Below are 15,078 nucleotides of genomic sequence, written 5' to 3'. Positions count from 1 at the left end.
GCCGCCGTCGAGTTGGCGGTCCGGCAGTGGAACTCCTTCGGCGTGAAGGTCAGCACCACCCAGACCGCCCAGTCGACCCACGTCTCCACGCAGCGGCCCGGCTCGGCCGCCCAGCGGCGGCCCGACTTCGCGCCGCTGCCCAACCCCGGCCTCAACGGCCCGAGGTGGCCCACTCGCGGATCTTCCCGATCCGCGCCTCCAACTGCCCGACCGACGCCTGGGCCACCGCCGGCCCGCCGCACACTCGGCGCAGCTCGTTGTGGATCTGCCCGTGCGTCTGCCCGGTGCGGTGGTGCCACGCGGCCACCATCGAGTTGAGTTCTTTGCGCATCGCGGTCATCTGACGGTGCGTCACCACGGGGCGCTGGTCTGCCGGCTTCTCCGACAGGTCGGCCTGGTGATCGGGTTTGCGCCGGCTCTTGGCCACCTGCTTGGCCTGGCGGGACTGAAGCAGCATCTGGACCTGATCGGGTTCGAGCAGGCCGGGCAGGCCGAGGTACTCCTCTTCCTCCTCGCTCCCCACATGCGCCTGAAGCCCGAACTCCGCGCCGTCGAAGAGCACCCGGTCGAACCGCGCCTCGCTCTCCAGCGCCTCGAACGCGAACTCCTCCTGCTGCCCCGGCTCGTCCTTCTGCGCATTGGCCTGCGCGAGGAGGGCGTCCTCCTCGTCGTACATGCCGCCCTCCTTCTTCGGGCGGTCCAGCACGTGGTCGCGCTCGATCTCCATCTCGTTCGCGTGCTGGAGCAGCGTCGGCACGGAGGGCAGGAACACCGACGCCGTCTCGCCCCGGCGCCGGGCCCGGACGAAACGGCCCACGGCCTGCGCGAAGAACAGCGGCGTGGAGATCGTGGTGGCGAACACGCCCACCGACAACCGCGGCACGTCCACACCCTCGGAGACCATCCGCACCGCGACCATCCAACGGTCCTCGGACGCGGAGAAGTCCTCGATCTTCTTGGACGCGCCGGTGTCGTCGGACAGCACCAGGGTGGCGCCCTGCCCGGTGATCTCGCGGATCATCCGCGCGTACGCCCGGGCCGACTCGTGGTCGGTGGCGATCACCAGGCCGCCGGCGTCCGGGATGGCCTTGCGTACCTCGCCCAGCCGCTTGTCCGCGGCCCGCAACACCTGCGGCATCCACGAGCCCTGCGGATCCAGCGCGGTACGCCATGCCTGGCTGATCGCGTCCTTGGTCATCGGCTCGCCGAGCGAGGCGGCGATCTCGTCGCCGGCCTTGGTTCGCCAGCGCAGGTCGCCCGAGTAGGACAGGAAGATCACCGGACGCACCACGCCGTCCGAGAGCGCGTGGCCGTAGCCGTAGGTGTAGTCGGCGGACGAGCGGCGGATGCCGTCCTTGCCCTCCTCGTACGCGACGAACGGGATCGGGTTGATGTCCGAACGGAACGGGGTGCCGGTCAGCGCGAGCCGGCGGGTGGCCGGTTCGAACGCCTCCATGCACGCCTCACCCCACGACTTGCTGTCGCCCGCGTGGTGGATCTCGTCCAGGATCACCAGCGTCTTGCGGTTCTCCACCCGGCGCCGGTGCAGCATCGGGTGCACGCCGACGCCCGCGTAGGTGACCGCGATGCCGTGGTACTCCCGCGACACCGGGCCCGAGGCGCTGGAGTAGTTCGGGTCGATCCGCAGGCCTATCCGCGCGGCGGCTTCGGCCCACTGCTTCTTGAGGTGCTCGGTCGGCGCGACGATGGTGATCTGGTGGATCACGTGCGCGTCCAGCAACTCCGAGGCGATCCGCAGCGCGAACGTGGTCTTGCCGGCACCGGGCGTGGCCACCGCAAGGAAGTCCCGCGGCTGCCTTTCGAGATAGGTGTCGAGAGCCCCCTGCTGCCACGCACGCAGCTTGTTCGCGGTGCCCCAGGAGGCACGATTCGGGAAGGCCGGGGACAGATGGGACGCGGCTGCGGTACTCACTGCGACGGGTCTGCTCCAAGCCGAGGGGGCAATCGAGGGCAAGCGATCAGGCTACCCGAGCAACCAGCGGGACCCCCGCGCACACGACCCCCACCCGCCCCCGATCCGGCCCCGACCACCGCCCCTTGCCCCACAACCCCGACCACCCCCACCCCGTCCCGGGCGCGTCGCGACAAATCCCCCGCGATGCCCCGAACACCGCAGAGGGCGACGCCGGTTCGGGACGCCCACGGCGCAACCACAGCCCGCGACACCCACGGGCCGGAGCCAACCCAGGACACCCCACGGGCCGGGCCGGGGCCCGCACACCCCACAGCACAGCGCCGACCGAATCACCCGATGCGGCGAGTCCGGCCCCTGATACCCGACAGGGGTGAACCCTGCCCCGCAAGACCCAAAGACGTAGGCCCCGAAGACTCGAAGCCCCCTTCCGCAAGCCCGCCAAGCCCGCCGAGGCCCGAGCCCAAGCCCCAGCCCAAGCCCCGCGACCGAATCACCCGAATAACTGAAGAAATCCCCTCAGAGCAAAATGCCGGACGCCGCATAAACGTTCGCCCGCCAACCGTCGATCCACTCCCATCAATCCCTGAGCTGCACATTCACCACCGAAGGAAACTCCCTCAACCTCGCGAAACCCCAGATCAGCCATTCCCACCCCCACTCTGAAGCCATTTGTCTCCATTCCGCCGGACGCGGAATACAACACCACCCCCCATTCCCGGGGAATCATCGTCCCGTCGGCCTCGACGACTCCCCTCCGAACGTATCGACGACTCGACACCTCGGAGGCGCAGATGGCACCGCACCTCGCCGCAGGCGATCCGGCGGTCCCCCTACCGCCCCGTGCTCGCCCATCCCGTGCTCCGCCGACTACTGCCCGGTACGCGGTCTCGTCCCTCGGCGACGGCATGGCCGGGGCCGCGGTCGGCTGGTTGGCGCTCCCGGCGCCCGGCACACAACCCCGCCGAAGCCGACCACCCCGGCTCCGACTTCAGTTCGCCGCCGACCGGCAGGTGCCCAGAATCCGCCGAACCTCCGCACCCTCCAACAGACCTCCCACGCCCCAAACCGCTCTTGCCCGATTGATCTTCGTCGTCAAAGACGCCACAAGGCGCCGCTCGACCAACGCATCAACCGCGGTCGGGATCAGCTTGGAATACCGAACCGTGTCGACGAGAGCGGACTTGACGCGTTCGTGTCGGATGTACACGGGAAGGTCCGCGAGGGCTTGCGCCCGCGTATCGGCGGGCATCGCCGCAATCCACCCACCGCGGACCGCCTCGGCTTCGTCCGGGAAGTAGTCCATCTTGTGCAGGTGTACGGCGAGGTCGTACAACGGGTCGCCCCACAGGGCCAGTTCCCAGTCGAGGAAGTAGGTCCGACCGGCGGCCACGATGAGATTCTTGCGATGGATGTCGCAGTGCAGCGCACGGAACGGGCGCCCCGTCATCGTGGCCCAGTCCGCCTCCACCCGGTCGAGCGGATCCGCCGGAACCCCCAACGCCGCATAAAGCGACGCGTAGGGCTCCCGGAAGCGCCGCCAGACGTCGTCGGTCACGGCAGAGAGCAGCGCCCCGAACCCGGCCGTGTCCCCGTCCTTCGGCCAATCAGCGGGCAGGGCGGGAAGCGCTTCGACCGGCACTCGCGACATGTCCCGAAAGAAGCGCACCACATCCCCCGCCAGGTGCGCGGGCACCGGTTCGCCGCGTGGGGCAACCGCGTCCAACACATCACCCGTGATGAAGCGGTGGATCTGGAAAGCCGGATGGTGCGAGACATGCAACACGTCGGGGGCCACCGAGACCCACGGCGCCACCGCCCGGATCACCTCCTGCTCGGGCCACATGCGCAGATCCATGCCATCCGCGCCGTGGATCGGGATCCGAACGATCACAGGTCCGTCGTCGGTCTCGGAGCGCACGTTGTCGTTGTAGAACCCCGAGGCGCTGATTCCGGACTCGCGTGCCGTGCGATAGAGCGTCAGCGGATCCGGTGTCATGATCATTCCCCCAAAATGGTCGCGACCCATGCGTCGACTCTCGCCTCGAGCGCCCCGAGGGAATCGACCGGACGGATTGCCGCACGAGCCCGGGCCAGGGACGCTGCGTGCGCCGGTTGCGCCGGTCCGGTCCTGCTCAACATGTTCAGTGCTGCGAGGACGAGCGTCGGGTACACCTCCGCCCCCTCGAATTCACGAATCGCCCACTCTGCGGTGCCCCTTGCGTTCTCGGGTTCACCGCGGCGGAGCAGAATGAGTGACCTGACCAGTTGGGCTCGGGCCGTTCCGGAGCGGTAGCGAGCGCGTCCCAATACTTCCAGGGCGGTCTCCAACGACGCCTCGGACTCGGCGATACGCCCGCACCGAAGCAGAGCCAATGACTTGGCCGTGTACGCCTTGCCGAGTTCGTGCAGGGCACCGATGTCCCGCTGCGCCGCAATCGCCTCGTCCGCCACGTCACCGGCGTGTTCGGGCTCCGTCCAGGCCAGGAACTCGGCCCGGTTGACCACCAGATTCGCGAGTCGGACCGCGGAGCCCGCCTCCAGGTAGTGCAGTTGCGCCTGATCCAGACTGCTGCGGGCAGCCGGAAAATCGAAGGCGAAACGCCGACCCAGGTGGATCAGTCGCGCGGTGTCGCCGCGCAGCGTGTGTTCGTCACGGCCGAGCGTGCCGGTAAGCCCGTTGACCAGGCTTTCCGCGTCCCGGAAGCGTCCGCCCGCCATGTAGAGGTCCGCTGCCCATAGCGCCGCGCTTCGACCCTCCGAGACCCTGGCCAGCTGCCACAACGACGAGTACCGCGCGAGCGCCTCCGAGGTCCGACCGAGCACGCGTAACGCGTCCGCGCCGGCGAGGGCCAGACGTACCTGAGCCGAGCTGTCGCCGTCGACTCCCGCCAGGCCCCGGGTCAATGTCTCGGCGTGCTCGGCGTCTCCGACCAGGACCGCGGTCTCGGCTTCCACGCAGCGCGCGGCCATCTCCAACTCGGCGCGGGGCTGGTCGCCTGCCGCGCAAAAGCGCCGCACATCCTCGACGACACCGCCCAGGGAGCGGATGCCGCCGCTCGCGGCGATCTCCGCCGTGAGGGCGAGCAGTTCGCCCGGGGTGAACTCCCCGGCGTACATGCTGTGGAAGACGACCTCGCGCAACTGCGCCCCGGTCGTCCGGCGAGTGCTCGCAAGGCCCGTCGCACAACGATCGGCCCGTTCCCGCCACAGGGTCCGCAGCACGCGGTGTACGGCCTGGCGCATCGCCGCCGTCTGACGCGCCCTCAGTTCGCTTGCCATCAGTTGGTGCAGTTGAAATCGCTCGACGCCCGCCGGTTGAACGAAGGAATAGGCGGTCAACGTCTCCCAGGTCCGCCGATCCGCGGACAACCCGAACGCCGCCGCTACGGTGCGAAAGATGTCGAAGTCGATCGTGCGTGCCACGGCGAGCACTTCGAGCAACCGGACCTCTTGCGGATCCACGTGTTGGAGAAATCGTTCGAGAATCTCCTCCCCCGATACGGCGGGGGCCAGCGCGCTGTCGCCCCGATCCGCGCCGGACTCCGCGTCGAGGGCGAGGTTCAGGTAGAAGGGCACGCCGGAACTGGCCCGGGCCAAGGCGGTGCGGGCGCGAACATCGCCCACCCCGTGCGCTTCGAGCAGTTCGACCCGCGCGGTCATCGGCAGCCCGTCGAGGGGCACCTGGATCAGGTGCGCGGTCCATTGACTGTCGTACGTCTCCCAGCCCAGTGGCTCTCGGCTCGCGATCACTACCAGGCCCCGGTCCAACTGCGATACGAGGTCCCGCAACCACGCGTCCAGCCCGGCGGTACGGCCCGCTCGGGTACTGCCGCCCACCAATGCCTCGTATGCGTCGATACAGACGAGGTATCGCTGCTCCACACTCGCCCGGCGCAAATCCTCGGCGAACAGGAATGTGGCCGCGTCGGCGAGTTCGGCCGGATCGAGTTCGTCGAGCCGCTGCAAGGTCTCGTCGTTCCGGAGCCAACGCCATTGCTTGAACCTCGCGGATGACCGACCGGCAAGCTGCAGCAGTCCGCCGACGGTCCGAAAGACCGGCAGGCCGCCCACGGCGTCCGCGAGATCGGTCAGCACCTCGCTCTGCTGCCGGGCGGCCACATCGGCGAGCGAGATCTGCAGGTGGGGGTGCAGACGTTGCCACAGCGCGAGGTAGGCGAGGTCGTATCGCGGAAACGAGGCGTCCTGGGCACCGAGACGTGCGCGCAACACCGCAAGCGCGGCGTCCTGTTCACGCAGGGCCGGGATCTGGAGATCGAGCAGCACGGTGCGGGCCTCGGACTCCAGCCGCAACTGGCATTCACGCAGGAACCGTGATTTTCCGATCCCACCGACGCCCGTCACGTTCACAACCCGCAGGCCGTCCCCGCTACCGGCCCAGGACTCGTCGAAGACCGCCATGGCCTCTTCCCGGTCGACGAACCGGCGCTGAGAACCTGCGGATCTACGAAATCGTGGTTGCAGCGGCATGAGGTCCCCCCGATCCCCGAAGCCCGCGCCGGAGCAGGCCGTCGGGACTCAGGGTAGTCGGGGGGATTCGGTGTGTGTAGTGGAATCGGCCGGCGGCCCGGGGGTGGGGGATCAGGGATTCGGGTCGGGGCGGCGGACTCTTGGGGCGAGGAGGGCGCCGAGGAGGGCTGCGCCGAGCATGATGGCGAAGATCAGGGTGAAGACGCCGGCGTCCTTGCCGGTGCCCTTGTGGAGGGTGGCGAAGATGGCGCCGGCCAGGCCGACCATGACGATCGTGCCGAGCGAGTCGGCGACCTGGAGGGAGGAGGAGTTGGTGCCGGACTCCTCCGGGGTGGACAGGTCGAGGGTGAGCACGCTCATCGACGAGACGGCCATGCCCATGCCGGCGCCGCCGAAGAACCAGCCGACCGTGACCACGTACGATGACACCCCGGAGATCAATGCGAGCAGCGCGCCGCCGATCGCGATAGCCACGCAGAGGAATCCCACCTGGACCAGCCGCGGCCGCCGCTCGTGCGGTGAGCGGCCCTGGTACCAGGACCCGACCGCCCAGGACAGCGCGCCCACGGTCAGGGTCAGCCCCGCCTCGGTCGGCGACAGGCCGTGCTCGCTGATCAACATCAGCGGTACGAACGACTCGACCGCGAAGAACGCTCCCGCGAGCACACCCCGGGAAAGGATCACCGCCGGCAGCCCGCGCGCCGCGCGCAACGTGCCCACCGGCAACAGTCGAGGAACCGTCGCCACCATCAGCGCCAGGCCGGCGGCCGGCAGCAGTACGCCCACCACGCTCAGGTGTTGCCCGCCGTATTGCAACATGCCCGCGCCCACCGAGGCGCCGATCGCCGCGCCGATCCGGTTCCGGTTCATCCGCGCGTCCGGGTCCGGTTCACCCGCCATCCGCTTGAGCTGCGGCAGCATCATCACGATCGGCAACACCACGAGCACCGGGATCGCCAGGAACACCCAGCGCCACCCCAGGTGATCGGTGACCAGACCGGACACCGGCGGCCCGACGATCGAGGGCAGTACCCACGCCGCGGAGAACGCCGAGAACACGCGCGGGCGCAGCGCGGACGGGTACGCCTTGCCGACCACCACGTACAGCGACACGATCACCAGCCCGCCGCCGAGGCCCTGCACGGCCCGGCCCGCGATGAACGGCCACATCGACTGCGCGGTGCCCGCCAGCACGAGTCCGGCCGCGAACGCCCCGATCCCGGCGAACAGCGGCAGCCGGGGTCCACGCGCGTCACACCATTCGCCGGAGACCACCATGGCGAGCAGGCTCGTGGTGAAGAACGCGGAGAAGGCCAGGGCGTACAGCGGCACGCCGTCGAGTTCCTTGACCGCCACCGGCATCGCGGTGCCCACGGCCATCGCCTCGAAGGCGATCAGCAGGACCACCGACACGATCCCGAGCGTGAGCTGAAGATAGGGCCGGGTCAGTACACCGGGCTCCCCGTCGGACTTCTCGGCGCTCCGTCGCGCGGACTTCGGCTCCCCTACGGCTGTCACCGAGACAGCCTAGACCCTGCCATATCAACCTACTTATCAATGTAATCACCCCGCTCTCAGCCAAGACGGCATCGGCGGCAGGGAGTACCGGGGCCGGGCGCAGAGACGGCCGGGTGACCGAGCGGCCGGGTGACGGGGAGCCGAGCGGCCGGGCAGCCGAGTAACCAGGTGACCGAGCAGCCGAACGGCCGAACGGCCGAGCGACCAGGCGACCCAGCCACCCACCCGCCGCCACCGCCCCCTAATCCACCACCACATCCCGAGGCCGCAGCGGCAATCGCGGCAGTTCCAGACCCGTCGCATCCCGCACCGCCGCCGCGACCGCCGCCGGCACCGGGACGATGGTCGCGTCGCCCAGGCCCTTCGCGCCGAACGGCGCGCCCGGTTGCGGCTCCTCGATCCACGCGGCGACCCGCACCGGCGGCACGTCCCACGTCCCCGGCGGCGACCACGCCGACTCGATGTCCTCCGTCAGCGCGAGCCCGACCCCCATCGCCACCGAGCTCTCCACCCGCACCCGCGCCTGCGCGGGATCCAGCACCCGCCCCGCGTCGTGGGCCCCGGTCACCTCCACCACCCGGATCGTGCCCAACTCGGGGTCCAGGTCGACCACGACGCGACAGGCCGAAAAGGCCACCGCCGGATACGCGTTGCCCTGCCCCGCGTCGTCCAGCGGCTCGGTGCTCGGCGCCCGGCACGCACCCGCCGTGGTCACCGTCGCGGTGTCCTCGTACATCACATCCACCGACAGATCGATCAGCCCGTCGTAGGACTTGATCCGCCCGTCCCGCACGTCCAACAACCGCGCCGTCATCCCGTAGCGCGCCGCCACCGGCGCCAACAACCGCTCGCGGATCTCCCGCGCCGCCTGCTCCACCGCACCCGCCGTCAGCCACGTGTGTCGCCCCACCCCCGGCGCCCCCGCCGTCGGCAGCGCGGTGCCCGCCTGGAGCACGATCGCGTCCGGCACCCCCAGCACCTCGTCCACGATCTGCCGGACCAGCGTCACGAAACCCTGCCCGACCTCGACCGCCGCGCAGGTCACCGTGACCACGCCGCCGTCGAGCCGCACGGTCGCCGTCGAGGACTCGTCGGCCCCCTCGATCCCCAGCAGCGGCATCAGCCCGACCGCATACCCCGTCCCGCGCAACGTCCCGGGCGCAGGCGGCGTGGCCGGCGGCGCGGCCTCCGCCACCGCCCGCAACGCGGCCCCCACCGGCACCGGCCCGTCCAGCACCTGACCCGTCGTCAGCATCGTTCCGGAGCTCAGCGCGTTGCGCAGCCGCAGTTCCACCGGGTTCATCCCGAGCGCGTCCGCCAGCTTGTCCATTTGCGCCTCGTGCGCGAAACACACCTGCACCGCGCCGGGCCCGCGCATCGCCCCCGCCGGCGGATTGTTGGTACGCACCGCCCACGCGTCGACCGCCGCGTACGGCACCATGTACGGCCCGGCCGCGCAGCCGATCAGCCGCCCGATCACCTCCGCCGAGGCGCCCGCGTACGCACCGCCGTCCAGGATGATCTGCGCCTCCACCCCGAGCAGCCGGCCGTCCCGGTCCGCCCGGTGGGTGTACTTCATCCGCGCCGCGTGCCGATGCCCGCCCACCCGCAACGACTCGTCCCGCTCGAGCACCGCCTTGACCGGCCGTCCGGTGCGCAGCGCCAGCAGACCGACCACGGCGGTCAGCCCGACGTCCTCGCGCGTGCCGGAGGAACCGCCCGCGCCGGTGGGCATCAGCCGGACCATCCCGGCGGGCAGCCCCAGGCACTCCGCGACCTGATCCCGGTCCGCGTGCGGATCCGGCGAGGCCACGTGCAGTTCGACGCCGCCGTCCGGCGAGGGCAGTGCGAGCGCGGCGTCGGTGGCCGGGTTGGCCTGGTACTGCGCGGGCACCTCGTACAGCCCTTCGACCACCACCTCGTCCACCGCCGTACCGTCCCGGCGCAGCTTCACCGGCCGGCCGTGGCGCAGCGCGATGTGCCGCAGCACGTTGCCGTCCGGATGCAACGGCGGTCCGGCGAAGGCGTGTTCGGGATCCGAGGCGGCCTCCAACGGCTGGTACGCCACGAGCACCGCCGCAGCGCCGGCCCGCGCCGCGTGCAGGGTCTCCGCGGCGACCGCCGCGACCGCCTCCCCGGCGAAGCGCACCACATCGTCCGCGAGCACCGGCCGGTCCGCCACGATCACGCCGTGGCACGAGCCCGGCGGCAGATCCGCCGCCGTGACCACGCCGCGCACGCCCGGCACCGCGTAGGCCGGGGCCGCGTCCACGCCCAGGATCCGCGCGTGTCGGTGCGGCGAGCGCACCAGCACGCACCACAGCAGGCCCGGGGCCCACAGGTCGCCGGTGTAGGAGAACCGCCCCCGTGCCTTGGCGTCCCCGTCGGGGCGCGGTGCGGACTCGCCGATCACCGATTCGTGCCGATCACTTGGTCTCGCCGATCACTCGGTGCCGCCGGACGCGGGCGGCGCGATCACGTTGAACATCATCGTCGAATGGGTCTCGCGCGGTGCGCGCCTGCGCGCCGCGGTGCGCACGGCGTCCACCATCGGATGCGGCCCGGCACACCGGCAGGGGTGCCCGTCCAGCGCACGCCGGATCTCCACCTCGCTCGGCTCCGACCCGTGGGCCAGCAGCGCGCACGCGGACGCGACCACTCCCGGCACGCAGAACCCGCACTGAACCGCGCCGGACTCCACCAGTGCGCGCTGCACCTCGGCGGTCTCCGGGTCGTTGTCCAGGTCCTCGATGGTGCGCACCTCGCGGTCGCCGAGGGTGGCCGCCGCGACCAGGCACGCGGACACCGCGACCCCGTCCAGATGCACCGTGCAGGTCCCGCACACGCCCTGCCCACAGCCGTCCTTGGCGCCGGGCAGGCCGAGCCGCTCGCGCAGGACGTACAGCAGGTTCTCGCCGATCCAGGCGTTCTCGATCAGCCGCGCCTCGCCGTTGACGCGCAGGATGTACGAGGTCGTGGGGGCCGCATCGAAGTCGAACCCGGGGCCGCTCATCCGCCGAACGCCCGTTGTACCGCGCGCCGCGCGCACACCGCGACCACGTGCCGCAGGTGCGCCCGGGCGGCCCGCTGTTCCGCGTCGGGCCGGACCTCGTCCGCGACCAGCCGGCCGAAGTCGGCCGCGTCGCGCGCGTCCGGGAGCCGACCCGTGTGCGGGTCCATCCGTCCCGCCAGCCACTGTTCCGCGTCGAACGCGCGCACCGGACCGGGATGCGCCCCTCCGACCGCACAACGCACGTCGCCGACCACGGGGCCGGCCACCAGCGCCAGGGTCAGGTGTCGTCCGCCGCCCACCGGCGCCTTGACGAACTCCTGCACGCCGCGCAGCAACGGCACCCGCACCCCGGTGATCAACTCCCCCGGCCGCAAGAGCTGTTCGGCGATCGCACCCGCCTTGGGCGCGAGCAGGTGCGGGGCGACCTCGCGCACTCCGCCCGGCGACCGGCACGACACGGTGGCCTCCAGGGCCGCGAGTACGGGCAGCGAGTCGGCGGCTCGGCCGCTCGCGAGAATGTTGCCGCCGAGGGTGCCCATCGCGCGCACCTGCGCGGTACCCACCTCGTTGGCGGCGGCGGCCAGCGCCGGGACGAGCGAGGCCAGGTCGGCGTCCGCCAGCCGGGCCCAGGTGAGTCCGGCACCGAGCATGACGAAATCACCCTCGTAACCCCACCGCCGCAGGTCGGCGACCTTCGCCAGGCCCACCAGGGCCGGCGGTCGCACCGTGCCGGCGTTGACGCGGGGCATGAGGTCGGTCCCCCCGGCCACCGGCAGTGCCCGGGGGTCGCGCGCGAGGGCATCCACGGCCTCGTCGAGCGACAGCGGCATCAAGATCGTCGCGTCCACAGCGCCGCCCACCCTATTGCCACGCGCCCTCCGACGGGCCGTCCCGACCGAGATTTGAGCGAACCCGAAACCCCACCACACCCGGAGGCCACCAGGCCCCCACAGACCCACCCCGAAGCCGTAAAAACCAAGCCTTCGACCAAAACGAAACGGGTGGACGGGCGGGCAAACGATTCCCAACCGGACCAAGACGCAACGCAAGAGGCGCCGGCCGAAACGACCGACGCCCCCGGCACCTCGAGCGCACCTCGAGCGCACTCTCAGCGACTACTGCTTACCGCCGCTCTTGCCACCGCTCTTGTCCTTGTCCCCACCGGCCCCGCCGGCCGGCATCGTCTCGTAGATCTCCTTGCACATCGGGCAGACCGGGTACTTCTTCGGGTCGCGACCCGGCACCCAGACCTTGCCGCAAAGGGCGATGACCGGGCTCCCGGACATCGCGCTTTCCATGATCTTGTCGCGCTGGACGTAGTGCGCGAAGCGCTCGTGGTCACCGTCGCCGTGGGAGAGCTTCGGCGTCTCCTCGATCAGCGTGCCGGTGCCCGTCCCGTGCTCCGGCTCCGGGAAGCTCTGGGGAGTGGTCATACCCACCAGGATAGCCAGACGCCGGCGGCACCGAACGGCGCGTTGGATCACCCGCGCGTCCCGCTCCCCGCCGGCCGGCGCCGGACCCGATCGCGGCCCCGATCCGGCCCGAGTCCGACGTCAGTTCAGCGTCGGATCCTCCGGATACGTGGCGACCATGGCCAACTCGCCCACCTGCCGCCGCAGTACCGCCCGCCAGAGCCGGTCCGGTGTGGGCGTGAACGCGTCGCCGGGCTCGGAGTCGACCACGTACCACGCGCCGGACTTGAGTTCGGTCTCCAACTGCCCGGGTCCCCAGCCCGCATAGCCGGCGAAGACTCGCATCGAGCCGAAGTCGGCGGCGACCAGTTCGGGCGGCACGTCCAGGTCGACCAGCCCCAGGCCGCCGTGCACGCGACGCCAGCCCAGCGGCTCGGCGCCACCCGGCACCGACGCGATGGCCAGTGCCGAGTCCATCGCGACGGGGCCGCCCTGGAAGACCACGGGCGGCTCGCTGACGATCTTGGACCACGGCACGAGCACGTCGTTGACATCCACCGGGCTGGGCCTGTTGATCACCACGCCGAGGGTGCCGTCCTCGTCGTGTTCCAGGAGGAAGACCACACACCGGTCGAAGTTGGGATCGGCCAGCGCGGGCGTGGCCACGAGCAGGCGTCCGGTGAGCGATACCTCGGTCATGGGCTCATGATCCCGCAACCGCCGCGTCGCGGTGCGCCACCCCGCGAGGAAGTCGGCCGGCGAATACGAGCGCGGCCGTGGTGCCGAGCAGGTCCGCGACCACGTCCCACGGGTCGCCGCTGCGATGCGGGAGCACGAAGTGCTGGATCAATTCGCTTTCCACCGCGTGTGCCGCAAGCGCCACGCCGAGCACGAGCGGACCGATTCCGACACGCCGACCGGTCCAGGAAATGGCCGCGAACGAGAGAAAATGCACGATCTTGTCACGATGCGGAACAAACGGCGCCGGGTCTCCCGGACTGCCCGGATTGAACAGGAGGGCCAGGTTCACCAGCACCGCTCCCGCGAATGCCCAGTACGCAAGCTTGTGGCCGACCATCCCACCCCTTCGGTCACGGGCCGAACGACCCTTTTTCCCGGGCCCTTCGGCTCCGCGAGCCGGCGCGGGAGCGGTACGGATCCGACTACCGTGTAGCGCTGTCGGCCCATCTCCCCTGTCGGCTTCGGTACCCACAGAAGTGCGAGGATTCATGCAAGACGACGTGCTCTTGGTTCACGGCGGTTCCCCGCTTGAGGGCGAGGTTCGCGTCAAGGGCGCCAAGAACCTGGTGCCGAAGGCGATGGTGGCCGCGCTCCTGGGCGAGGCGCCGAGCCGACTGCGCAACGTCCCGGAGATCAGCGACGTGCGCATCGTCAAGGGCCTGCTGCAACTGCACGGTGTGGCGGTCCGCGAGGGCGAGGAGCCCGGCGAGCTGCTGATGGACCCGACCCAGGTCGAACAGGCCAACGTCGCGGACATCGACGCGCACGCGGGTTCGAGCCGGATCCCGATCCTGTTCTGCGGACCGCTGCTGCACCGACTGGGTCGCGCGTTCATCCCCGACCTGGGCGGCTGCATGATCGGCGACCGGCCGATCGACTTCCACCTCAGCGTGTTGCGCGAGTTCGGCGCGGTGATCACCAAGCGCCCCGAGGGGCTCTACATCGAGGCGCCCAACGGCCTCAAGGGCACCAAGGTCAGCCTGCCGTTCCCGAGCGTGGGCGCCACCGAGCAGGTGCTGCTCGCGGCGGTGCGCGCGGAGGGCACCACCGAGCTGTCCAACGCGGCGGTGGAGCCGGAGATCATAGACCTCATCTGCGTGCTCCAGAAGATGGGCGCGATCATCTCGGTGACCACGGACCGGGTGATCCGGATCACCGGCGTGTCCAAGCTCGTCGGCTACGACCACCGCGCCCTGCCGGACCGTCTGGAGGCCGCCTCCTGGGCCTGCGCGGCGCTGGCCACTCACGGGGACATCTACGTCCGCGGCGCCCGCCAGCTGGACATGATGACCTTCCTGAACGTCTTCCGCCAGGTCGGCGGCGCGTTCTCGATCGAGGACGAGGGCATCCGCTTCTGGCATCCGGGCGGCCCGCTGAACGCGATCGCGCTGGAGACCGACGTGCACCCCGGTTTCCAGACCGACTGGCAGCAGCCGCTGGTGGTCGCGCTGACCCAGGCCACCGGGCTGTCCATCGTGCACGAGACGGTCTACGAGCGGCGGCTGGGCTTCACCTCCGCGCTCAACCAGATGGGCGCCACGATCCAGCTGTACAGCGAGTGCCTGGGCGGCACGCCGTGCCGCTTCGGCCAGCGCAACTTCCAGCACTCCGCGGTCATCTCCGGACCGGCCAAGCTGCACGCGACCGACCTGGACATCCCGGACCTGCGCGCGGGCTTCTCGTACCTGATCGCCGCCCTCGCCGCGGAGGGCACCTCGCGGGTCACCGGCATCGACCTGATCGAGCGCGGCTACGAGGACTTCCAGGCCAAGCTGGAGGCTCTGGGCGCCCGTGTGGAGCTGCCGATGCGGGTCGCCGAGAGCGTCGCCTAGCGATTCCCGCCGGCCGCTCGGGCCCCGATGCCCCCTTCCCGGGGCGTCCGCGAACCCCTGCCGGACTATCAGCCCGACTACCAGAACGACTACGAACCGGACTTCGAACCGGAGCCGGAGTACTACCCGGAGTTCGAG

Annotated in this window: 11 protein-coding genes; 1 reads left to right on the top strand and 10 read right to left on the bottom strand. The window is 70.7% G+C overall.

Annotated elements, in window-relative coordinates:
- Positions 1–151: 151 nt before the first annotated feature.
- The 10 genes from ABZS54_RS37190 to ABZS54_RS37145 all read right to left on the bottom strand — a co-directional run bounded on the left by ABZS54_RS37190 (position 152) and on the right by ABZS54_RS37145 (position 13,445).
- Positions 152–1,933, bottom strand: a complete 1,782-nt coding sequence (locus ABZS54_RS37190) for a DEAD/DEAH box helicase (protein ID WP_355546354.1) — start codon at positions 1,931–1,933, stop codon at positions 152–154.
- A gap of 991 nt (positions 1,934–2,924) precedes the next feature.
- A complete protein-coding gene (locus ABZS54_RS37185) occupies positions 2,925–3,938 on the bottom strand; it encodes an aminoglycoside phosphotransferase family protein (RefSeq protein ID WP_355546352.1) in 1,014 nt (337 codons plus the stop codon).
- Entirely contained in the window at positions 3,935–6,355 is a 2,421-nt protein-coding gene (locus ABZS54_RS37180) for a hypothetical protein (RefSeq protein ID WP_355546350.1), read from the bottom strand. Before ABZS54_RS37180 ends, ABZS54_RS37185 begins: the two co-directional genes overlap by 4 nt.
- Before the next feature lie 180 nt (positions 6,356–6,535).
- Positions 6,536–7,942, bottom strand: a complete 1,407-nt coding sequence (locus tag ABZS54_RS37175) for an MFS transporter (protein WP_355546348.1) — start codon at positions 7,940–7,942, stop codon at positions 6,536–6,538.
- Between the two features lie 241 nt (positions 7,943–8,183).
- On the bottom strand, positions 8,184–10,355 hold the full coding sequence (locus ABZS54_RS37170; protein WP_355546346.1) for a xanthine dehydrogenase family protein: 2,172 nt from the start codon (positions 10,353–10,355) through the stop codon (positions 8,184–8,186).
- 30 nt (positions 10,356–10,385) lie between these two features.
- On the bottom strand, positions 10,386–10,955 hold the full coding sequence (locus ABZS54_RS37165; RefSeq protein ID WP_355546344.1) for a 2Fe-2S iron-sulfur cluster-binding protein: 570 nt from the start codon (positions 10,953–10,955) through the stop codon (positions 10,386–10,388).
- Positions 10,952–11,785 (bottom strand): FAD binding domain-containing protein, encoded by an 834-nt coding sequence (locus tag ABZS54_RS37160; RefSeq protein WP_355546356.1) that lies wholly within the window; start codon positions 11,783–11,785, stop codon positions 10,952–10,954. The genes ABZS54_RS37165 and ABZS54_RS37160 overlap by 4 nt, the downstream gene beginning before the upstream one ends.
- Positions 11,786–12,070: 285 nt before the next feature.
- Positions 12,071–12,388 (bottom strand): DUF3039 domain-containing protein, encoded by a 318-nt coding sequence (locus ABZS54_RS37155; RefSeq protein ID WP_355546342.1) that lies wholly within the window; start codon positions 12,386–12,388, stop codon positions 12,071–12,073.
- Between the two features lie 120 nt (positions 12,389–12,508).
- On the bottom strand, positions 12,509–13,066 hold the full coding sequence (locus ABZS54_RS37150) for a YqgE/AlgH family protein (RefSeq protein ID WP_020553334.1): 558 nt from the start codon (positions 13,064–13,066) through the stop codon (positions 12,509–12,511).
- 4 nt (positions 13,067–13,070) lie between these two features.
- Positions 13,071–13,445, bottom strand: coding sequence for a hypothetical protein (locus ABZS54_RS37145; protein ID WP_355546340.1), 375 nt, complete (start codon positions 13,443–13,445; stop codon positions 13,071–13,073).
- Between the two features lie 151 nt (positions 13,446–13,596).
- Between ABZS54_RS37145 and murA the strand changes: the two genes are divergently transcribed.
- Positions 13,597–14,940: a UDP-N-acetylglucosamine 1-carboxyvinyltransferase gene (murA, locus tag ABZS54_RS37140; RefSeq protein WP_355546338.1), complete on the top strand. Its 1,344-nt coding sequence runs from the start codon at positions 13,597–13,599 to the stop codon at positions 14,938–14,940.
- The last annotated feature ends 138 nt before the right edge of the window (positions 14,941–15,078 follow it).

Origin of the sequence: Embleya sp. NPDC005575, from assembly GCF_040605455.1 — a bacterium.
Taxonomy (GTDB): domain Bacteria; phylum Actinomycetota; class Actinomycetes; order Streptomycetales; family Streptomycetaceae; genus Embleya.
Note: the sequence above shows the minus strand (reverse complement) of the source record. Positions and strands in the feature narration are given on the sequence as shown.